Origin of the sequence: Brevundimonas sp. (assembly GCF_036400995.1) — a bacterium.
Lineage (GTDB): Bacteria > Pseudomonadota > Alphaproteobacteria > Caulobacterales > Caulobacteraceae > Brevundimonas.
On sequence record NZ_DASWWG010000075.1, the window covers coordinates 1 to 20701 of the forward strand.

Annotated in this window: 19 protein-coding genes; 12 read left to right on the forward strand and 7 right to left on the reverse strand. The window is 69.1% G+C overall.

Annotation, left to right across the window (positions count from 1 at the left end):
- Nucleotides 1-13 precede the first annotated feature (13 nt).
- From VGE03_RS10865 to VGE03_RS10885, 5 genes are read left to right on the forward strand one after another with little or no spacing between them, the layout of a single operon-like run.
- The gene (locus VGE03_RS10865; RefSeq protein ID WP_414644934.1) at nucleotides 14-454 is read left to right on the forward strand and encodes a DNA polymerase III subunit chi; all 441 of its coding nucleotides are present in this window, start codon (nucleotides 14-16) and stop codon (nucleotides 452-454) included.
- Nucleotides 436-771, forward strand: a complete 336-nt coding sequence (locus VGE03_RS10870) for a hypothetical protein (protein WP_414644935.1) — start codon at nucleotides 436-438, stop codon at nucleotides 769-771. The genes VGE03_RS10865 and VGE03_RS10870 overlap by 19 nt, the downstream gene beginning before the upstream one ends.
- Nucleotides 772-798: 27 nt before the next feature.
- Nucleotides 799-1092, forward strand: a complete 294-nt coding sequence (locus VGE03_RS10875) for an I78 family peptidase inhibitor (protein WP_331046490.1) — start codon at nucleotides 799-801, stop codon at nucleotides 1090-1092.
- Nucleotides 1083-1361 (forward strand): hypothetical protein, encoded by a 279-nt coding sequence (locus tag VGE03_RS10880; RefSeq protein ID WP_331046491.1) that lies wholly within the window; start codon nucleotides 1083-1085, stop codon nucleotides 1359-1361. The genes VGE03_RS10875 and VGE03_RS10880 overlap by 10 nt, the downstream gene beginning before the upstream one ends.
- A 56-nt stretch (nucleotides 1362-1417) precedes the next feature.
- Nucleotides 1418-3106 carry a hypothetical protein gene (locus tag VGE03_RS10885; protein WP_331046492.1) on the forward strand — a complete coding sequence of 563 codons (1689 nt, stop codon included), beginning with the start codon at nucleotides 1418-1420 and terminating at the stop codon, nucleotides 3104-3106.
- 6 nt (nucleotides 3107-3112) lie between these two features.
- On the opposite strand, the gene VGE03_RS10890 is transcribed toward VGE03_RS10885, so the two are convergent.
- The 3 genes from VGE03_RS10890 to VGE03_RS10900 all read right to left on the reverse strand — a co-directional run bounded on the left by VGE03_RS10890 (nucleotide 3113) and on the right by VGE03_RS10900 (nucleotide 8063).
- A complete protein-coding gene (locus tag VGE03_RS10890) occupies nucleotides 3113-3910 on the reverse strand; it encodes a thioredoxin domain-containing protein (RefSeq protein ID WP_331046493.1) in 798 nt (265 codons plus the stop codon).
- A gap of 18 nt (nucleotides 3911-3928) precedes the next feature.
- On the reverse strand, nucleotides 3929-5338 hold the full coding sequence (locus VGE03_RS10895; protein ID WP_331046494.1) for a M48 family metalloprotease: 1410 nt from the start codon (nucleotides 5336-5338) through the stop codon (nucleotides 3929-3931).
- Between the two features lie 64 nt (nucleotides 5339-5402).
- Complete coding sequence (locus VGE03_RS10900) at nucleotides 5403-8063, reverse strand: Rne/Rng family ribonuclease (protein ID WP_331046495.1); 2661 nt, start codon at nucleotides 8061-8063, stop codon at nucleotides 5403-5405.
- 461 nt (nucleotides 8064-8524) lie between these two features.
- Between VGE03_RS10900 and VGE03_RS10905 the strand changes: the two genes are divergently transcribed.
- The 4 genes from VGE03_RS10905 (at nucleotide 8525) to prfB (ending at nucleotide 14180) form a co-directional block, all read left to right on the forward strand.
- A complete protein-coding gene (locus tag VGE03_RS10905; RefSeq protein ID WP_414644933.1) occupies nucleotides 8525-9739 on the forward strand; it encodes an N-acetylmuramoyl-L-alanine amidase family protein in 1215 nt (404 codons plus the stop codon).
- 44 nt (nucleotides 9740-9783) lie between these two features.
- Nucleotides 9784-10518: an exonuclease domain-containing protein gene (locus VGE03_RS10910; protein WP_331046497.1), complete on the forward strand. Its 735-nt coding sequence runs from the start codon at nucleotides 9784-9786 to the stop codon at nucleotides 10516-10518.
- Between the two features lie 9 nt (nucleotides 10519-10527).
- Nucleotides 10528-12975: a penicillin-binding protein 1A gene (locus tag VGE03_RS10915; RefSeq protein WP_331046498.1), complete on the forward strand. Its 2448-nt coding sequence runs from the start codon at nucleotides 10528-10530 to the stop codon at nucleotides 12973-12975.
- Between the two features lie 82 nt (nucleotides 12976-13057).
- Nucleotides 13058-14180 (forward strand): peptide chain release factor 2 gene (prfB, locus tag VGE03_RS10920; protein ID WP_331046499.1). Its coding sequence is split into 2 segments (ribosomal slippage): nucleotides 13058-13126 and nucleotides 13128-14180, totalling 1122 coding nucleotides; the frame shifts between segments, so codons are not numbered across the junction.
- Nucleotides 14181-14322: 142 nt separating this feature from the next.
- Here the strand turns inward: prfB and VGE03_RS10925 are convergent.
- From VGE03_RS10925 to tyrS, 4 genes are all read right to left on the reverse strand, one after another.
- Entirely contained in the window at nucleotides 14323-14871 is a 549-nt protein-coding gene (locus VGE03_RS10925; RefSeq protein ID WP_331046500.1) for a polymer-forming cytoskeletal protein, read from the reverse strand.
- Nucleotides 14855-16006 carry a M23 family metallopeptidase gene (locus VGE03_RS10930; protein ID WP_331046501.1) on the reverse strand — a complete coding sequence of 384 codons (1152 nt, stop codon included), beginning with the start codon at nucleotides 16004-16006 and terminating at the stop codon, nucleotides 14855-14857. The genes VGE03_RS10925 and VGE03_RS10930 overlap by 17 nt, the downstream gene beginning before the upstream one ends.
- 197 nt (nucleotides 16007-16203) lie before the next feature.
- Nucleotides 16204-16671 (reverse strand): peroxiredoxin, encoded by a 468-nt coding sequence (locus VGE03_RS10935; protein WP_331046502.1) that lies wholly within the window; start codon nucleotides 16669-16671, stop codon nucleotides 16204-16206.
- Nucleotides 16671-17927 (reverse strand): tyrosine--tRNA ligase, encoded by a 1257-nt coding sequence (gene tyrS / locus VGE03_RS10940; RefSeq protein ID WP_331046503.1) that lies wholly within the window; start codon nucleotides 17925-17927, stop codon nucleotides 16671-16673. Before tyrS ends, VGE03_RS10935 begins: the two co-directional genes overlap by 1 nt.
- A gap of 194 nt (nucleotides 17928-18121) precedes the next feature.
- Here tyrS and VGE03_RS10945 point away from each other — a divergent pair, with 194 nt between their 5' ends.
- The 3 genes from VGE03_RS10945 to ahpC all read left to right on the forward strand — a co-directional run bounded on the left by VGE03_RS10945 (nucleotide 18122) and on the right by ahpC (nucleotide 20649).
- Nucleotides 18122-18673: a DOMON-like domain-containing protein gene (locus tag VGE03_RS10945; protein ID WP_331046504.1), complete on the forward strand. Its 552-nt coding sequence runs from the start codon at nucleotides 18122-18124 to the stop codon at nucleotides 18671-18673.
- Nucleotides 18670-19872, forward strand: a complete 1203-nt coding sequence (locus VGE03_RS10950) for a DUF1343 domain-containing protein (protein ID WP_331046505.1) — start codon at nucleotides 18670-18672, stop codon at nucleotides 19870-19872. Before VGE03_RS10945 ends, VGE03_RS10950 begins: the two co-directional genes overlap by 4 nt.
- Nucleotides 19873-20085: 213 nt before the next feature.
- Nucleotides 20086-20649 (forward strand): alkyl hydroperoxide reductase subunit C, encoded by a 564-nt coding sequence (gene ahpC, locus VGE03_RS10955; RefSeq protein ID WP_331046506.1) that lies wholly within the window; start codon nucleotides 20086-20088, stop codon nucleotides 20647-20649.
- Nucleotides 20650-20701: the final 52 nt, after the last annotated feature.

A 20701-nucleotide genomic window follows, 5' to 3' on the forward strand; every position in this document is an offset into this window, starting at 1 on the left:
CGCTTCACCCGAAATCTGGTTTTACCACCTGGAGCGCTCCAGCCTCGGCGAGGTCCTGCCGGGCCTGCTGGAGAAGACGCGCGAGCGGGGCTGGAAGGCGGTGGTGCGCGCGACGGACGCGCGGCTGCTCGACGATCTCGACGACCATTTGTGGACCTGGCGGGACGACAGTTTTCTGGCGCACGGCCGGGCCTCCGAGCCGAACGCCGAGCGTCAGCCGGTGCTGTTGACCGAAAGCCTTGAGAACCCGAACGCCGCTCAGGCGCTGTTCATCGTGGACGGCGCAGAGCTTGGCGATACGGAGAGCCTGGAACGATGCTTCATCATCTTCGACGGACGCGACGAGGCGTCGCTGCACGGCGCGCGGGCCCGCTGGAAGTCGTTGAAGGAGGCCGGGGCCAACCTCGCCTACTGGAAACAGTCGCCCGAGGGGCGCTGGGAAAAGGCGGCCTGATCGCGCTGACGGCGCTGGCGGCGTGCTCGTCGACGCCGGCGTCTGAAACGCCCGCGTCGCGCGCGGTCGAGGCGGCGGAGCAGAGCCAGCCGATCGGCGCCCGCACCCCGCGGAACCCGAACGCCGACCTGTGCCGGGCCGGTGAGCTGCAATATCTGGTGGGGCGTCCGAAGACCGAGATCCCGGTGCCCGTCGAGGTGGTGAACCGGCGCGTGACCTGCACGACCTGCCCGGTGACCGAGGACTTTTCGCCGTATCGCCTGAACATCTTTTTCAATGCGCAGACCCATGTGGTTGAACAGGTCCGCTGCGGGTGAGTTGAACCTTCCAGAGGGAGAAAGCCGATGAGAGTTCTGATGCTGAGCCTGGCCGCCGCCGGACTGCTGTCCGCCTGTGCGCCGATGGACGGTTCCGACCCCGTTCCGACCCTGCCGGATGACGGCCCGGCGGCCTGCAAGGCCGACCAGTACCAGCGCTACGTCGGGCGCAACCGCTCCGAACTGCCGCAGACCCCCGCGGGCGAAACCTGGCGGGTCAGCTGCACCACCTGTCCGGTGACCATGGACTACAACCCGCGTCGCCTGAACATCGTGTACGACGAGGCGACGGGCGTGATCCGTCAGGTCAAATGCGGCTGATCCTCGCCGCCGCGACGGTCGTCCTCGCGGCCGGAGCCTGCGCTCCGGTCGAGGCGCCGTCGTCGGGGCCGGGCGGGCCGCAGACCTGCGACGCCGCCGGGGCCCGGTCCCTGATCGGCAGCCACGTCGGGGCGGTCGATTTCGCGCCCGGCGCCAATGTGCGCATCGTCTGCACCACCTGCCCGACCACGCGCGACTACCGTCCGGACCGGCTGAATGTCTGGTTCAACCAGTCGACCGGCGTCATCGAGCGGGTCGACTGCGGCTAGGCTTGGCGAACCTCCCCTGACCCGTCAGATTACGCCGGGGCAGGGGAGAGGGATCCATGAAACGCATCCTGATGGGCGGCGTGGCGCTGGCGGCGATCGTGTTCGCCCCCGCCGCCGTGGCGGACGCGACCACGGACCGGGCCGTGCGCGAGGCCATCGAACGTCCGCAAATCTGCGGGCGGGCGGACTCCGCCAACTCCGGAACGCCGGTGGCCGACATGGTCATGGTCGACGGCTTCGGCAGCGGCGGCTTCACGATCGACACCACCCACCCCGAGGCCCAGGCCTGGTTCAACCACGGCGTCCGCCTGCGCTGGGCGTTCGAGCACAAGGAGGCCGTCCGGGCCTTCCGCAAGGCGCGACTTCTGGACCCGACCTGCGCCATGTGCGCCTGGGGCGAGGCGTGGGCGCTGGGGCCGAACCTGAACGGCGGCGGCAATGACGAGGACAGCCGGCTCGCGGCCTTGAAGGCGGCGCGCGACGCCCGCCGCATGGCTCGCCGCGCCACCCCCATGCAGCGCCAGATGATCGACGCCCTGATCCAGCGCTACTCCGGTCGGGAGCCGACCCGCGCCAGACGGTTCGCCGAGGCGATGGACCGCATCGCGCGGCGCAATCCGCAGGACGTCACCGTTGCGGCGATCACCGCGGACGCCTGGATGCTGAAGGCCGAGGACTGGTGGGACGACGAGGGCAAACCCGCCGATCCGGGCATCAGCCGCGCCATGGAGATCCTCGAGCAGGCGCTGGCCTACGCCCCCGACGATCCCGGTGCGATCCACCTGTACATCCACCTGACCGAATGGTCGGACGACCCGCACAAGGCCATCCCCTATGGCGAGCGGCTGGCCGCCCTGGCGCCGGGCGCGAGCCATCTGGTGCATATGCCGTCGCACACCTTCTACCGGGTCGGCCGGTATCGCGACGCGATGATGTCGAACGTCAACGCGGTGGCGCTGGACCGACGCTACGACCAGCTGGCGCGGCCGCCGGGCGGGGTGCCGGGCATGCCGCTGCACGGCCACAACATCCACTTCGGCATGGGCGGCGCCCTGATGGCGGGCGGGGCCGAGCCGGGGCTTGCCTTGGCCCAATGGTATCTGGCGACCTATCCGGACGTCGATGCGGGCAATGTCTGGCGGCAGATGGTCACCAACAACGCCTATGCCGTCTACGGCCGCTTCGGAACGCCCGAGCAGGTCGCGGCGCTGGCCGAGCCGCCGGCGAACAAGCCGATGCTGCGGATCAGCTGGCGCTACGCCCGGGGCGAGGCCGCGGCGCGGGCCGGGGATGCAGCCGCCGTCCGGGCCGAGGCGCAGGCGATCGAGGGCCTGCGGAAGGACGAAGGCTTCCCCGCCGGCGCGTCTGCGGCCGATTTTACCGAACTGTTCCAGCGCGTGCTGGAAGGCCGGGCGGCGATGATCGAGGGTGACGCCGACGCCGCCGTGGCGGCCTTCACCCGCGCGGCCGCGATCCAGGGGCAGGGCGAGGAGGGCGGCGACCCGCCCGCCATCTGGTACCCGACCCGCCGGAGCCTGGCCGCGGCCCTGTTGTTGAAGGGCGACGCCGCGGCGGCCCGGGCCAAGGTGCTGGACCTGCTCGAGGACTGGCCGAACGACCCGTACAGCTATTTCGTGCTGTCCCGGGCTGAACAGGCGCTGGGCGACCGCGATGCGGCGGCCGAGGCCCTGCGCCGGTCCCGGATCGAATGGGTCGGCGGCGAGATGGACCTGCGGCTGGCCTGATCGACCCTAGCGGGCCTTGGCCTCGCGGATCGCGCGGTCGATGGCCTCGGGCTGGATGCTGGTCATGGCCCGGCCGTTGATGATGAAGGTCGGGGTTGCCTGCAGGCCGAGCGCCATGGCCGCCGTGTCGGTGTCGACCAGGTGGCGGGTCATGTCGGTGCTGGCGATGGCGGCATGGGCGGCCTCCAGCGAAACGCCGTTGGCCACCAGGATGGCGTCGATCGACTCCTGGGTCAGGTCGCCCTCGGCCATCAGGGCGCGGAAGACCGGCAGGTATTTGCCCTGATCGTGCGCCGCCTGCGCCGCGCGGGCGGCGTAGTGCGAGGGACCCGAGGGATCGCCGCGGTCCAGGATGGGCCAGTCCTTGAAGACGAAGCGGACGTCCGGATGGGCCTGCATGATCCGCAGGACGTCCGGCGCGGTCGCCTTGCAGCCCGGGCAGCGGAAGTCGAAGAACTCGATCACGGTGACCTTGGCGTCCACCGGTCCGAAGGCCGCGTCGCGGGTGTCGGCGGCCAGCAGGGACGGGCTCAGGGCGGCGCGACGGGTGATGGCGTCGGCCAGGGCGGTGTTCTGCTTGGCCTGCAGGGCGTTGCTCATCTCCTGAAGCATCTCGGGATGGTTCAGCAGATAGCTGCGGATCGCGGCGTCCGAGGTTCCGGCGCCGCTGACGTAGGGAAACGCCGCCAGACCCAGGGCCACGACCGAAACCGCCAGCGCCGCGACGCCCGCGCGGGGCGAGGCCAGGAAACGGGACAGGGCCGAGGGGACCTCGGGGCGGGGCTCAGGCGTTTCGTCGGTCATGAACTCTTTCGGGGCGGATCAGCTGGAGGCCGGAACCACCACGGGGCGGTTGCGGCTGTTGCGGCGGTCGAGGTCGTCGACGTCGTCCTGGGTGGCGCCCGAGGCGAAGACGATGTCCATCGCCCGCGTCCAGTCGGACGAGCCGGGCGTCAGCATGTCCCGGGCGCGCAGGGCGAACTGGGTGGCCTGCTGCTCGGCGCCCATGGCGAAATACATCTCGGCCGAGGCCAGACGGGCCTCGCCCTCCTTGCCCTGGCTGGCGTAGGCCTGCGACAGCAGGCGCCAGCCCATGGTGTTGTCGGACTCCAGGGCCACCGCGCGCTTCAGCTGGTCGACGGCCAGGGCGATCTGGGCCTGGTCCTGGGTCTCGATCATGGCGTGGGCCAGGTTGATGCGCAGCAGCGGGGCGTCGGGCTTCAGCTCGACCGAGCGCTGGTGGGCGCCGATGGCCTCGGCCGGGCGGCCTTCCTCGAACAGGATCTGGCCCTTCAGCTCCCAGAAGTAGGGGTTCTCGGGCTGCTCGGACAGCAGGACGTCCACGGCGTTCAGCGCGCGGTCGGTCTGGCCGTCACGATACCAGGCGATGGCGCGGGCATAGCGGGCCGGCAGACTGGTGTCGGTTTCGGGATAGGCGCGCAGGGTGGTGTTCGGCGCGTCCATGAAGGCGTGGATCTTGGCCAGGATCAGCGCGTGCTGGGCGATGCGCTCGGGGCTGTCCTGATGATTGTAGTGCGGCTGCTCTGCGACGAGGCGGCGCAGGTTTTCGATCCGGTCCGACGACAGCGGGTGGCTGCGGAAATACGGATAGCGGCGGGCGTCCGAGAAGACTTCCTGCGAGCGGAAATTCTCGAAGAAGGTCAGCAGGCCCCGACCCGATTCACCGGCTCGTTCCAGGGCGCGGGCGCCGGTGTTGTCGGCCTCGCCTTCCTGGTGGGTCATGTAGCGCAGGGCGCTGAGGGTGCCGAAATACTGGCTGTTGCCCAGCAGGACGGCGCCCGCGTCCGGCGCGCCGGCGGCGATGGCCAGGGCGCCCAGGGCCATGGTCATCAGCAGGGGCTGCATGCCCGCCTGTTGCGCGCCGTCGCGCAGGGTGTGGCGGTTCTTGATGTGCCCCGCCTCGTGGGCGATCACGCCCAGAAGCTCGTTGGCGTTGCGGGTGCGCAGGATCAGGCCGGTGTTCAGGCCCATGATCCGGCCCCGCGTGGCGAAGGCGTTCAGGTCCGATTCGTTGATCAGCAGGATCTCGATCTCGGACGGCTCCAGACCCATGGCCACGAAGACCGGGTCGGACCACTCCTGGATGATCGATTCGATCTCGGTGTCGCGGATCGCGCTCTGGGCCGAGGCGGGCGACGCCGCCGCCAGCACAAGGCTGGCGGCGGCGGTGGCCCCGACAAGACGGGCGGCGGTGCGAGACAGCCAGCTCATGGCGAACTCCTCTGAACCCGGACGCCCCCGTCCGTCGTGATGGTCACAATCTAATCGTGACCTTTCAGCGGCGCCACCACCCACGCTTGGGCTTTTCGGGGGGTGCGGCGATCTGGTTCGGATCCTCGGCGATCAGGGCCGCGACGTCGACCTCGGGCTTCGGGGCCGCGACGGGCTCGACGACCTCGGCCGGAACCGGCTCGGAGATGGCCTCGGCGACCGCTTCCGGCTCGGGCGTCACGACCGTGTTCGGCGCGACGTCGAGGGTGACGGGCTCGCCGACCGGTTCGATCTCGTTCGGTTCGACCGTCGACAGCGGGGCTTCGTCCGACGCCGGGGTTGCCGAGGCGGAGACCTTGCGGCGCACGCGGCGACGCTTGGGCTCCTCGGTCACGACCGGGGCGGCTTCGGCGTCAGCGACGGCGTCCGGGATGACCACGGCGGCCGGGGTGTCCGGCGAGCCGTCGGCGGGCATGCCCTCGTTGGTGGCGCGGGTCTCGACCTTGACCTCGTGGGTCAGGCCGGCCTCGGAACCGCGATCCCGGCCGCGGCCACGACCGCGACGACGACGCGAGCGTCCGCCGCGTTCGCCGCCGACTTCGCCCTCGGGACGTTCGCCGATGACCTCATCGACGTCCGAAGCAGGCGTCTCGGTCGCGGCGGCCTTCTCGGCGCGCGGAGCGCGTTCGGGGTTGATCGGGTCGAACCAGACATAGGGATCGTCCAGCGACGGGGTGCGGCCGCGGACCCAGAAGAAGGAATCGCGCTCGACGCCGCCTTCCTCGCGCATCCGGCGTCCGCCGCGGCGGCCGCGACGGCGGCGACGACCGCCTTCGCCGTCGTCCTCGTCATCACCTTGGGCGGCGGCGACCTCTTCGCCTTCGGACTCGTCCCGGCGACCGCCGCGACGACGGCGACGGCGACCGCCGCGCTCGCCGTCATGACGCTCGGCGCGTTCGCGCGGCTGATCGTCGTCCTCGTCCTCGCGGGCGAGGTCGTCCTCGTCCTCATCGCCCTCGATGACTTCGTCGTCTTCCTCGTCCTCTTCCTCGGACCAGGCGCTGTCGTCGAAGTCGTCGTCCAGATCGATGAAGGGCTCGGCGCCTTCCGGCGCGACGAAGTCCTCGTTGGTCTCGGTCCGTTCGATGGTGCTTTCGCCCTGGCCCAGGGTGTCGTCGATCAGGATGACCACGTTCAGGCCGCGCTGGACCAGCAGGCTCTGCAGATAGTCCCGCTTGTGGTTCAGGATGTAGAGGGCCACGGCGGTGCAGACGCGCAGGTTCACCGAACCTGCGCCGTTCTTGCCGGCCTCGATGTCCACGGCGCGCAGGGTGACCAGGGCGGCGCTCTCCGCCGAGCGGATGCGGCCGGCGCCCTGACAGTGCGGGCAAACCTCGGTGGCGCCCTCGATCACGCCCAGACGGCGGCGCTGACGGCTGATTTCCATCAGGCCGAAGCCCGAGATGCGACCCATCTGGATGCGGGCGCGATCCTTGGCCAGGGCGTCCTTCAGCACCTTCTCGACGGCGCGGTTGTTCTTGCCTTCATCCATGTCGATGAAGTCGATGACGATCAGGCCGGCGAGGTCGCGCAGGCGCAGCTGGCGGGCGGCCTCGGCGGCGGCCTCCATGTTCGTCTTGAAGGCCGTGGCCTCGACGTTCCGCTCCTTGGTGGCGCGGCCCGAGTTCACGTCGATGGCGACCAGCGCCTCGGTCTGGTTGATGACCAGATAGCCGCCCGACTTCAGCGGCACGACCGGCTGGTGGATCTGGGTCAGGGTCTCTTCAATGCCGTTCGAAGCGAACAGCGGGCGCGAGCCCTGGTACAGGTGCACCTTCTTCGCCTGCGAGGGCATCAGCACCCGCATGAAGTCGCGGGCTTCCTTGAAGCCCTGCACGCCCTCGACCTGGATGCCGTCGAAATCCTTGTCGAACATGTCGCGGACGGCGCGGCGGACGAGGTTCTCTTCCTCGTAGATCATCGCCGGGGCGTTCGAGGCGAGGGTGGTCTCGCGGATCGTCTCCCACAGGCGCAGCAGATATTCGTAGTCGCGCTTGATCTCGGCCTTGGTGCGCTTGGCGCCCGCGGTGCGGATGATCAGGCCCATGCCCTGCGGCACCTGCAGCGCGGCGGCGGCGGCCTTCAGGCGCTTGCGGTCCGAGGTGTTGGTGATCTTGCGCGAGATGCCGCCGCCCTTGCCGGTGTTGGGCATGAGCACGCAGTAACGGCCGGCCAGCGACAGCCAGGTGGTCAGGGCCGCGCCCTTGCCGCCGCGCTCGTCCTTGACGACCTGCACCAGCAGGATCTGGCGGCGCTTGATGACGTCCTGGATCTTGTAGCGGCGCATCAGGCGACGCTTCAGGCGTTCCTCGTCGGCGAGGCCGCCCTCGTGTTCCCCGTCGTCGCTCTCGCGGCCCAGATCGTCGTGCTCATCCTCTTCCGAGTGAGCCTCGGCCATGATGGCTTCGCGGTCGGCGACCGGGATCTGGTAGTAGTCGGGGTGGATTTCGTTGAACGCCAGGAAGCCGTGGCGATTGCCGCCGTACTCCACGAACGCAGCCTGCAGGCTGGGCTCTACGCGGGTGACCTTGGCGAGATAGATGTTGCCGCGAAGCTGGCGCTTCGCGCGGGATTCAAAGTCGAATTCCTCGACCTGACGGCCCTCGACGATCGCGACGCGGGTTTCTTCCGCGTGCGCCGCATCGATCAACATGGTCTTTGACATCAATAGTCTCTCTCTGGCGCGCTCGGGCCGGTCCGGTCAGCGCGTGGCTGAGGGACGCGGCGGCTCGCCGAATGGGTGTGGGGTTGGCGCGGGCCGTTGACGCCTCGTCGCCACGGCGAGCGCCGCGGGCGAAATCGGTCACATCTGACCGGAGGTTGAGGCTGGCGTATGCGCCCATGGGTCGGTTCGGTCCTGGACCCTTCCGCGCCTGTCTATAAGGCGGCGTTGCGGGCCCGGTTCGTCGGATTGTCGCCTGTGAAGGCCGGGCAATCCTCGGATCAGTGAAAGCAGCGCTGCGAGGAGGGCGCATCCCGGACCCGGCAGAGCGGGCGGACGCGATCATTCGCAAGCGGACAAAGCATAGTCACTGGAAACGTGAATTAAAAGGCGCATCGGCCTTAACCCGTTGTCGACCTCGTTCGTGCAGGATGCCTCCAATCGAAAGGTTGGTTGTCCGTCGCATGAGCGCCTTGTCGCGTATCAGGCTGTCGCAGTGGGGCGTCCGCGAATGGGCGATGACGGCGCTTGCCTTCGTCGTCTTCTGCGTCGCCGTGCTGGTCGCCGGGCGCGGGCTGGCCTCCGGCGCGATGGGCGAGGTGATCCGGGTCCGCTTTGGCGGCGACGCCGAGCGCACCCGCGTGGTCGTCGATCTGGACCGCACCTCGCGCGGACAGGTGATCCAGCCGGGCGCCGACGGGCGTGTGGTCGTGTCCCTGTCGGGTGTTGCGGCGCGGCGCGGCATGTCCGGGACGGGCGTGGGACTGGTGCGCGGCTATCGCGTCGCCGGCGCGGGCGGCTCGTCGCGCGTCGAGCTGGATCTGGCGGTCAGCGCCGAGATCGAGCGCCGCTTCCTGCTGCCGCCCGGCGACGGGGTGGACCACTATCGTTACGTCATCGACCTGAAGGCCACCGGCCGGGCGCCGACCGCGCGTCCGGCGCCGCGGACCGCGCCGCGCGCGACGGAACGGCCGCTGATCTATATCGACGCCGGGCACGGCGGCCGTGATCCGGGCGCCCGCGGCGCCCATGCGGAGGAGGCCGACGTCACCCTGGCCGCCGCCCTGGCCCTGAAGCAGGAGCTGGAGCGCTCGGGCCGTTATCGCGTGCGCCTGACCCGTGACAGCGACGTCTATGTCGGCCTGAACCGCCGGGTGGCCATCGCCCGTCAGGCGGGCGCCGATCTCTTTATCTCCCTGCACGCCGACGCCATCGCCGATCCGGCCACGCGCGGGGCCAGCGTCTACACCCTGTCGGAACAGGGCGCGGGCCGGGCCGTGCGCGAGATTACCGCCGACGAGAACTGGCACCGCAGCCTGAACCTGCCGGGGCGCGACGCCTCGGTGGACCGCATCCTGCTGGACATGACCCAGCGCGCGACCCAGAACCGCTCGGCGGTGCTGGCCCGCAGCCTGCTGGGCGAGATCGAGGCGGCGGATCATCCGTTGCTGCGCCGCAGCCATCGCGACGCCGGTCTGGCGGTCCTGCTGGCCCCGGACGTGCCCGCCGTGCTGCTGGAGATGGGCTACATCACCAATCCCGAGGACGAGCGCCTGCTGACCGACACGCGCGCCCGCCGCCGCCTGATGCGCGCGGTGGCGGCCGGGATCGACGGCTATTTCGCCGCCCCGACCGGCGCCCTGCAGGTGGCTTCGACCGGCGACGCCGGCCAGCCCTGACGCCCGAGGTCGCCTCGGCGGCCTGAAGCGGCTATCTGGGGACCATGCGCCTGCGTGTCGTGGACCTTGAAACCACCGGTGGAGACCGGACCGCCGAAATCATCGAGGTCGGCTTCGTCGACGTCGTCCGGGACGGGGAGGGCTGGCGCGCCCTGCCGCCGGTGACCCGGCTGTTTCGCCCGCGCGGCGAGATTTCGGTCCACGCGATGGCGGTGCACCACCTGACGCCCGACGATTTCAGCCCCGATGATCCGCACTGCGACGAATACGCGCTGCGCGAGATGTTCGCCGAGCCCGCGGATGTGATGGTCGCCCACGCGGCCCAGTTCGAGCGCAACTTCATCGCCGACACCGCCCACGGCGGCCTGCCGTGGATCTGCACGGTGCGGTCGGCCAAGGCGGTCTGGCCGCAGGCGCCGGGGCACTCCAACCAGGTGCTGCGCTACTGGCGGGGCCTGAAGCTGGACCCGGCGGTCGCCAATCCGGCCCACCGGGCGGGCCCCGACGCCTGGGTGACGGCCCACCTGCTGATCGATCTGCTGAAGGAGGCGACGGTCGAGCAGATGATCGAATGGACCCGCGAGCCGCGTCGGCTGGACCGGATTCCGTTCGGCAAGCATCGCGGCAGCCGCTGGTCGGACGCCCCCGCGGACTATCTGCGCTGGATGTCCGGGCAGTCGGATATGGACGCCGATGTCGTGGCCGCGGCGCGACAGGAGCTGGAGCGTCGCAACGGCCCATCCACAGGTCCTCTGGCGGACGTGACCAACGCGGTCTAAACCGGCGTCATGCCGCAGCCGCGCTTTCTGAACATCAAGGGCCTCAAGATCGCCGAACGCTGGTTCGTGCTGGCGGGCGTAGGCCTGCTCGGCGCGATCACGCTGGCGGGCCTGATCGTCACCATCTACGCCGCCTGGCTGTTCCATGACCTGCCGGACGCCTCCGAGCTGGCGGATTACCGCCCGGCGACGGCGACGCGAGTCTATGCGGGCGACGGGACCCTGATCGGCGAGTTCTCGGACGAGCGCCGGATCTACGTCCAGTACGAGCAGATCCCCCTGCCGGTCATCCAGGCCTTCCTGTCCGCCGAGGACAGCCGTTTCTTCGAGCACGGCGGCATCGACGTCTCGGGCCTGGGCCGGGCCATGTTCAAGAACGTCTTCAACGCCCTGACCGGGCGGCGTCTGGAAGGCGGCTCGACCATCACCCAGCAGGTCGCCAAGAACGTGCTGCTGACCAACGAATCCAGCCTGAACCGCAAGGTGAAGGAGGCGATTCTGGCCAACCGTCTCGAGGCGACGCTGACCAAGCAGCAGATCCTCGAGCTGTATCTGAACGAAATCTACCTCGGCTACCGGTCGTTCGGCGTCGCCGCGGCCGCCTACAACTATTTCGGCAAGTCGCTGGACCAGCTGACGCCGGACGAGGCGGCCTTCCTCGCCGCCCTGCCCAAGGGGCCGAACAACTATCATCCCAAGCGTCATCCGGGCGCGGCCAAGGGCCGTCGGGACTGGGTGCTGTCCGAGATGGGCGAGAACGGCTTCCTGACGCCCGAGCAGGTGGCCACGGGGCAGGCCCGCCCGCTGAGCACCCAGGACGCGCCGCGCCGGGCCCAGTACGCCGACGCCGACTTCTTCGTCGAGGAAGCCCGTCGTCAGGCCATCCGCCAGTTCGGCGCCGATGAGGTGAACCGCGGCGGCTATTACATGCGCACGACGCTGGACCCGAAGCTGCAGTCGGCCGCGCGCGACGCCCTGATGAAGGGGCTGGAGAACTACGACCGCCGCCACGGCTGGCGCGGGGCGTGGGGCACGACCGACTTCGCCGACGGCTGGCAGGCCGAGGCGCTGCGGCAGACCCGTCCGCCCGAGCGCCGCAGTTGGGAGGCCGCCGCCGTCGAGAACGTGGCCGGCAACAGCGTCCGCATCCGCAGCGCCAAGGACGACAACGTCGGCTACCTGCTGACCGCCGACGCCGCCTGGGCCAACGCCAACCGTCCGCTGAAGCGGGGCGACCTGATCTTCGTCGAACGCAGCAGCGGCCAGTACGCCCTGAAGCAGGTGCCGCGCGTGAACGGCGCCCTGGTGGCGATCGAGCCCCAGTCCGGCCGGGTGCTGGCCATGGTCGGCGGCTATTCCTATGCCCTGTCCAGCTTCAACCGCGCGACCCAGGCGCGTCGTCAGCCGGGTTCGGCCTTCAAGCCCTTCGTCTATGCGACGGCGCTGGAGGGCGACTACACCCCGGCCTCGATCGTGCTGGACGCTCCGATCAGCTTCGCCGGCGGCCCGAACGGCACCCGCTGGAGCCCCGAGAACTACAGCCGCGAATACTACGGCCCGCAGAGCCTGCGCCGGGGCCTGGAACTGTCGCGCAACGTCATGACCGTGCGTCTGGCGCAGGACATCGGCATGAACAATGTCGTGTCGCTGGCCGAGAAGATGGGGGTCGCGGACGACCTGCAGCCGAACCTGTCGGTGTCGCTCGGGGCAGGGGAGACCACCCCCTACCGCCTGACCGCGGCCTATGCCGCCTTCGTCAACGGCGGCCGCCGGATCGAGCCCTATCTCATAGAGATGGTGCAGGACCGCGACGGCGAGACCATCTTCCGCGCCGACCAGCGTCGCTGCCGCGATTGCGGACGCGCCTTCAGCGGCCAGGAATCGCCACGCCTGGACGCGCGCGGCGAGCAGGTGATCGATCCCATCACCGCCTACCAGGTCGCCTCGATGCTGGAAGGCGTGGTCCAGCGCGGCACCGCCGCCAGCGCCCGTGGCCTCGGCCGCTGGGTCGGCGGCAAGACCGGCACCACCAATGAGTACCGCTCGGCCTGGTTCGTGGGCTTCTCGTCGGACATCGTGGTCGGTGTCTTCATCGGCTTCGACGACAACCGTCCGCTGGGTTCCGGCGAGACCGGCGCGACCGGCCCGGTGCCGGTCTTCACCGAGTTCATGCAGGTCGCCCTGCGCGAGCGTCCCGCCCGCCCGTTCGTCCGTCCCAAGAATGCGGTCTTCCGCACCGTGAACGGCATCGAGGAAGCCTTCCGTCCGGGCACCGAGCGCCGTCGCGAGCAGGAGGAGGCTCCGCCGGAAATCCCGCTGGGTCCGCAGAGCTACACGGATATCCTGCGCCGTGAGGAGGAGGAGGCCAGCGGCCAGACGCCGCAGACCGCCCCGCCGCCGACCACGCCCCCGCCGCCCCGCAAGGAGCCGGCGGCCGACCTGGACGGCCTCTACTAGGGACGGAGCGGGTCTCCGCTCTTTCCCTTTGCCGCGGCGCGCTCTATGTCCGCCGCTCACTTTTGGATCGCAGGAGTTCGCGATGAGACCGGATGTCGAGGCCATGAAGGCCGACATCGAGCAGAGCATTGCTCTGCTCAGGAGGCGTCTTTGACTGGGATGTCGCTCTAAGAAAGCTCGATGAGCTGAACGCGCGGGTCGAGGACCCGACGCTGTGGGACAATCCCGACGAGGCCCAGGCCGTCAGCCGCGATCGCTCGCGTCTGGAAGGCCAGGTCAACGCCGTCAAGGAAATGGAGCAGGGCCTCGAGGACGGGGTCATGCTGGCCGACATGGCCGATGAGGAAGGCGACGAGGCCGCCCTGGACGGCGCGCGCGCCGACCTGAAGGCGATCAAGGACCGCGCCGCCCGCGCCGAGCTGGAAGCCCTGCTGTCCGGCGAGGCCGACGGCAACGACGCCTATCTGGAAGTGAACTCCGGCGCCGGCGGCACCGAGTCCAACGATTGGGCGGGCATGCTGCTGCGCATGTACACCCGCTGGGCCCGCGCCCACGGCTATGAGGTCGAGGTCGAGGCCGAGGAATCGGGGGAACAGGCCGGGATCAAGTCCGCCACCATCCAGGTGAAGGGCCCCAACGCCTACGGCTGGCTGAAGTCGGAATCGGGCGTGCACCGTCTGGTCCGCATCAGCCCCTATGACGCCGCCGCCAAGCGCCACACCAGCTTCGCCTCGATCGGGGTGTCACCGGTGGTCGATGACGCCATCGAGATCGACATCAATCCGTCGGATGTGCGGACCGATACCTACCGGGCCTCGGGCGCGGGCGGTCAGCACATCAACAAGACCGACTCCGCCGTTCGGCTGACCCACGTGCCGACCAATACGGTCGTCGCCTGTCAGGCCGGGCGTTCGCAGCACCAGAACCGCGAACAGGCGTGGAAGATGCTCCGCGCCCGTCTGTACGAGTTGGAACTGCAGAAGCGCGAGGCCGCCGCCCAGGCCTTGGCCGACGCCAAGACGGACATCGGCTGGGGACACCAGATCCGCTCGTACGTGCTGCAGCCGTACCAGATGGTGAAGGACCTGCGGACCAACGTCGAAACCTCGGACACCCAGGGCGTCCTCGACGGCGACCTCGATGACTTCATGGGCGCGGCCCTGGCCGCGCGCGTGGGCGAGACACGGGGCAGCACGGTCGAGTAATCGAAGTGGCTAGTGGCTGGTGGCCAGTGAACTGGCCCGGCGTTGGCGCTGAAAAGACGAAGGCCCCGGAGTGATCCGGGGCCTTTTTCATTGCTAGTTGGCCAAGGTGAGCAATCTGCCACTAGCCACCAGCCACTCCGCCTCAGGCGGCGGGGGGCTTCATGTCGATGATCTGCGGGGCCGGTTCGACCGGGCGCGGGGTCGGCGCCGGGGCGGCGGCCGGGGCCGGGGCCTCGCGGCGGCCCTGCAGGACACGGCCCTGGAAGTAGGCGCCGATGTCGATCGACAGTTGCTCGGCGGTGATGTCGCCGTCGACGTAGGCGGTGGCGATCAGCTTGACCTGCTTGCCCGAGACGGCGCCGACGACGCGGCCGCGCACCTCGACGTAGTCAGCCGAGACATTGCCCTCGACGGCGCCGGTCTCGCCGACGATCAGGCGGCCGACGCGGACGTCGCCCTTCACCTGGCCGTCGATCTGCAGGTCGCCCGAACCGGAGACGTTGCCCTCGAACTGGAGGTCCGACGACAGGGTCGACAGGCCGCGCTGGGCGACGGCCGGGGCGGCGGGACGCGGGGCGGCCGGAGCGGGCGCGGCGCCCGGAGCCGGCAGGTCCGGCAGCGGCGGAATCGAGGAGCCGGAGTCAGAACGCGACTGGGGCTGCGGGGCGGGGGATTTAGTCTTGTTGAACAAGTTGGTCTCCGGCTCTCATGAAGCGGGCGGGGTTTTGCGGGCGGCCGTTCATCCACACTTCGTAGTGCAGGTGAACGCCGGTGGAGCGTCCGGTGGTTCCCATGGCGCCGATGCGCTGGCCAAGCATGACACGCTGGCCCGTTTGCACGGCCATGGAGTTCAGATGGGCGAAGCGGGTCTTGAAACCGCGACCGTGGTCTATCTCAACGACGTTGCCATACCCTGAACGGACACCGACAAAAGACACGATCCCGGGCGCCGTGGCGTAGATCGGGGTGTTCAGCGGCCCGGCGAAGTCCTGGCCCTGATGGACGGCGGGACGGCCGTTGAAGGGGTCGAAGCGGACGCCGTAGCCGGAGGTGGTGCGGGCAACGGTGGGGCGGCGCAGGGGCAGGCCCTGCGCGGCGTCGGCCAGCAGGCGCATGTCGGTCAGGCTGTCGGCGGCGTGCTGGATGCGCACGGCGAAGGCTTCATCGACATCCAGGACGGCGGCCAGGGCGCGGGGATCGCGCGCCTCGATCAGCGGGCCGCCGAGGCCTGGTTCGCGCGGCGTGTAGGCGGCGGGGTTCAGGCCGGCCAGCCGGAAGGCCAGGCGAAGGCGCTCGGCGCGGGTGCCCGCCACCGTCTCGGCCCGGGCGATCAGGCGCTCCTGATCCATGCGCACGGCGACCACGCGCTGGAGCGGCGTGCTGCGGTCCGGATCCAGCGGGGCGGCCGGGGCCAGGGCGGTCTGGGCGCCTTCGACGCCGTGGAACAGGGTCATCACCCGGCTGAGGGCGGCGTGGCGGCGCTCGACCAGATGCGCCATCTCGTCGATCGAGCCGCTGCTGGAGCTCATGCGGATGACGGCCGAATCCAGCCGGGCCTGCAGGTCGGCGTTCAGGCGCTCCGCCTCGGCGCGGCCGCGGGCGACCTTGCGGTCGGCGTCGCTCTGGCTGACGAGGTCGAGGGCGAAACCGCCCGAGGCCAGCAGGAACCAGCCGCCGATCAGCACGGCGCCGAGCGCCGCCAGCATCTGGCGCGCCGGCGTCAGGGCCCAGGCCTTCACCGCATCGCCGTCGCGAAGATAGAGGTAGCGGGTCGGAAACCAGCGCCCGATCAGGGATCGCCTGCCTCCTGTTTCCTGCTCGACCATACTCAAACGCCCCCACGCCCGGCACGTTATGAGCCACGGCTGGAGACCGGGGACAAGTCTCTTCACGACTTGTTAACCACGCTGCCGCGTCTTCACGCGAAGAACGTCGGTATTCGCGGCCATTATTCGCCTGCGAGGCGTATCCGCGAATCTATGGAACGGCCGTTACATCTTGGATGATGAGACGTCGTCCGCGTTCAGAGCGATTGTACGGCGGCGAGCACTTCGGCGGCGTGGCCCTTGACGGAGACCTTGCGCCAGACGCGGCGCACCACGCCGTCGCCGTCGATCAGGACGGTGGCCCGCTCGATACCCATGTACTCGCGGCCGTAGAGCTTCTTCTCGACCCAGACGCCGTAACCGAGGGTGACGTCCTCGGGCTCGTCGGAGGCCAGCACGACCTTGAGATCATGCTTGGCCTGGAAGCGCGCCAGCTTCTTCACCGGATCGCGCGAGACGCCGACGACCACCGCGTTCGCGGCCTCGAAGTCGCCGATCAGGACCGAGAAGTCCTGGCTCTCGGTCGTGCAGCCGGGCGTGTCGGCCTTGGGGTAGAAATAGACCACCACGGCCTTGCCCTTCAGCCCGTCCAGCGTGACCCGACCGCCGTCGGCCGTGGCCATGTCGAAGGCAGGGGCCTTCATGCCTTCGGTGATGTCGGTCATCAGACGGGCCTCACCAGAACGATCTTCTTCTTGCCAGCAGCCAGCTTGAAGACGCCGTCGGCGTTGATGTCGGCAGCCTCGATCAGACGCGCGCCGTCGGCGATGGCCTCGTCGTTCAGACGCAGGCCGCCGCCCTGGGCGAGACGACGGGCCTCGCCGTTCGAGGCGGTCAGACCGGCCCTGGTCGCGACGGCGGCCAGCATGGCGCCGATGACCTCGTCACGGGCGATCTCGACGGTCGGCAGGTCGGCGGACAGCTGGCCCTTCTCGAAGGCGCTCTCGGCGGCGGCGCGGGCGGTCGCGGCGGCCTCGGCGCCGTGCAGCATGGTCGTCGCGGCGTCGGCCAGGGCCTTCTTGGCGTCGTTGATCTGCGCGCCTTCAAGGGCTTCCAGCGCGGCGATCTCGTCCAGCGACAGGTCGGTGAACAGGCGCAGGAATTTGCCCACGTCGGCGTCGTCGGCGTTCCGCCAGAACTGCCAGTAGTCGTAGGGGCTCAGCTGGTCGGCATTCAGCCAGATGGCGCCCTGCGCCGTCTTGCCCATCTTGCCGCCCGAGGCCGTGGTCAGCAGCGGGGTGGTCAGGCCGAAGGCGGCCTTCTGGTCCACGCGGCGGACCAGATCGACGCCCGAGGTGATGTTCCCCCACTGGTCCGAGCCGCCCATCTGGAGCGTCACGTTGCGGGCGCGGTTCAGCTCCAGGAAGTCCACCGACTGCATCAGCATGTAGTTGAACTCGAGGAAGGTCATCGGCTGCTCGCGCTCGAGGCGCAGCTTGACCGAGTCGAACGCCAGCATCCGGTTCACGGTGAAGTGGGTGCCGAAGTCGCGCAGGAACTGGATGTAGCCGAACTGCGAGAGCCATTCGTCATTGTTGACCATCACGGCGTCGGTCGGTCCGTCGCCGAAGGTCAGGAATTTGGCGAAGACCTGCTGGATGCCGTCGATGTTGGCCTGGATGGCCGCGTCGGTCAGTTGCGGGCGCGAGGCGTCCTTGCCGGTCGGGTCGCCGACCTTGGTCGTGCCGCCGCCCATCAGGACCACCGGCTTGTGCCCGGCCTGCTGCAGGCGACGCAGCATCATGATCTGGATCAGGCTGCCGACGTGCAGGCTGGGCGCGGTGGCGTCGAAGCCGATGTAGGCCGTGACGATCCCGCTCGACGCCGCTTCATCCAGCTCGGTCGGGTGGGTGATCTGATGGATGTAGCCGCGCGCCTGAAGGGTGCGCAGGAAGTCGGACTTGAAGGTCTGGTCGCTCATGAAGGCTCCGTTAGCAGGGAAGCCGGCGAGCGTCTCGTGGGGATTGCGCCGGCTGTAGGCGGCGCAGGGGTTCGCGGGCCGCTCGATCAGATCGAGGGGTGGTAATACAGGCCGGTCAGGGTGGCGCGGGCGAACATGGGGACTGGGTAACCGGGACGGTTGACCGGCGTCAAGGGCGGGGCCACGACAGGTGTATGACCTTCCTGTTGAAGCCCCATCCGGGCACGATCTCAAGCGCGCTGACGGCGATCGAGGTGAGCGCGCATCGGGGGACGGATTCACGCGTGACGCTGACCGCTCATCTGCTCGGGGATCGAAATGGCGTCGTACTACCGCCGCGGACCGACCCTGGTCGAGCGGACGGCCTTTGGGCCCGGACCTGTCTGGAGCTTTTCGTCGCGGCGTCGGATGGTGGGTACTACGAGTTCAACTTCTCGCCTTCGGGCCAGTGGGCCGCCTACCGCTTCACCGGCTACCGCGAGGGGATGGCCGAAGTGACGCCGGAAGCAATCACCGGCTTCGGCTATCGCGTGGAGCCAGGCATTATCGGCGGCCATGTCCAGATCGATCTGGCCGGACTTGAAGGTATCGACTTTGACGCCCCGCTTCGCGTTGGGCTGTCCGCCGTCATCGAGGAGGCGGACGGTCGCAGAACCTACTGGGCGTTGGCACATCCAGCGGGTAAGCCGGACTTCCACGATCCAGTCGCCTTCGCGGGCGAGATAGCCAAGGTGATTTACTGGTGAAGTTCGGTCTCGACCGCCTGCTGTCCGATCCCGCCCTGAGCGCGCCGCTCAAGGGGCGCCGTGTCGCGCTGGTGGCGCATCCGGCGTCGACGACGCAGGACCTGACCCATGCGGTGGACGCGCTGGCGGCCCATCCCGACATCCGGCTGACCGCCGCCTTCGGCCCGCAGCACGGGATGAAGGGCGACCTGCAGGACAATATGATGGAGAGCCCGGACTATACCGATCCGGTGCACGGCATCCCCGTCTTCAGCCTGTACGGCGAGGTCCGGCGGCCTCGGGGCCAGTGGATGGACACCTTCGACGTGGTGCTGATCGACCTGCAGGACGTGGGCTGCCGCATCTACACCTTCGTGACGACGCTGCTGTACATGCTCGAGGCCGCCGCCGAGCACGGCAAGGAGGTCTGGGTGCTGGATCGCCCCAACCCTGCCGGTCGCCCGGTCGAGGGCACGACCCTGGTCGAGGGCTGGGAGAGCTTCGTGGGCGCCGGGCCGATGCCGATGCGGCACGGCATGACGCTGGGCGAGATGGGCCTGTGGTTCATCGACCACTTCAGGCTGGATGTGGCCTATCGCGTCATCGAGATGGAGGGCTGGACGCCCGCCGAGGGGCCCGGCTACGGCTGGCCGCTGAATCAGCGCAGCTGGATCAACCCCAGCCCCAATGCCCCGAACGTGTCGATGACCCGGGCCTATGCGGGCACCGTCATGCTGGAGGGGGCGACCCTGTCGGAAGGACGGGGGACGACCCGGCCGCTGGAGCTGTTCGGCGCCCCGGACATCGACGCCCGGGCCGTGATCGCCGAGATGAAGGCCTTCGCGCCCCAGTGGCTGAAGGGCTGCGTGCTGCGCGACATGTGGTTCGAGCCGACCTTCCACAAGCATGTCGGCAAGCTGTGCTCGGGGGTCCAGATCCACGTCGACGACCCGGCCTATGACCATGAGGCCTTCCAGCCCTGGCGGGTGCAGGCGCTGGGCTTCAAGGCGGTGCGGCGGCTGTATCCGGACTACGACCTGTGGCGTGACTTCCCGTACGAGTACGCCTTCGGCAAGCTGCCGATCGACGTGATCAACGGCGGGCCGTCGCTGAGGGAATGGGTCGATGATCCGGCCTCGACGCCGGACGACCTGGATGCCGTCGCCACGTCGGACGAACAGGCCTGGCTGAAGACCCGCGCGCCCTTCCTCCTGTACTGACACGTCGTGCTGCAGCGCCGAAGGCGAAGTCCCCGCGGGCGTGCGCCCGGGGAGCCTGAAGTCCTGCGTCCCGGCGGCTTGGAGATTGGTGTTACTGCGGATTTTTGTATAAACACAGTTTATTGTGCAGTTGCAAATAAACGATTGGGCTGATGCGTTCGAGTCGGTTAGGAGAGGGGCCTCCCAACCACACCAGCGTATGGATTCAGCTGCATGGCCCTCATCAACACCGCTATCAAGCCGTTCACGGCCACCGCCTACAAGGAAGGCAAGTTCGTCGAGATCTCGGACGCCGATGTGAAGGGCAAGTGGGGCATCTTCTTCTTCTATCCGGCTGACTTCACCTTCGTCTGCCCGACCGAGCTGGAAGACCTGGCCGGCATCTATCCGACCCTGCAGAAGCTGAACGTCGAGGTGTACTCGGTCTCGACCGACACCCACTTCAGCCACAAGGCCTGGCATGACTCGTCGCCGGCCATCGGCAAGATCAACTACTACATGGTCGGCGACCAGTCGGGCACGATCACCAACAACTTCGACGTCATGCGTCCGGGCGTCGGCCTGGCCGACCGCGCGACCTTCCTGGTCGATCCGGAAGGCGTGATCCAGTTCATGGAAATCACCTCGGAAGGCGTCGGCCGCAACGCGACCGAGCTGCTGCGCAAGGTCAAGGCCGCCCAGTACGTCGCCGCTCACCCGGGTGAAGTCTGCCCGGCCAAGTGGGAAGAAGGCGAAGCCACCCTGGCGCCGTCGCTCGACCTCGTCGGCAAGATCTAAGACGACCCCATCGACCGGCGGCGGCGTGAGTAGCGTCGCCGGTCACAGGCGC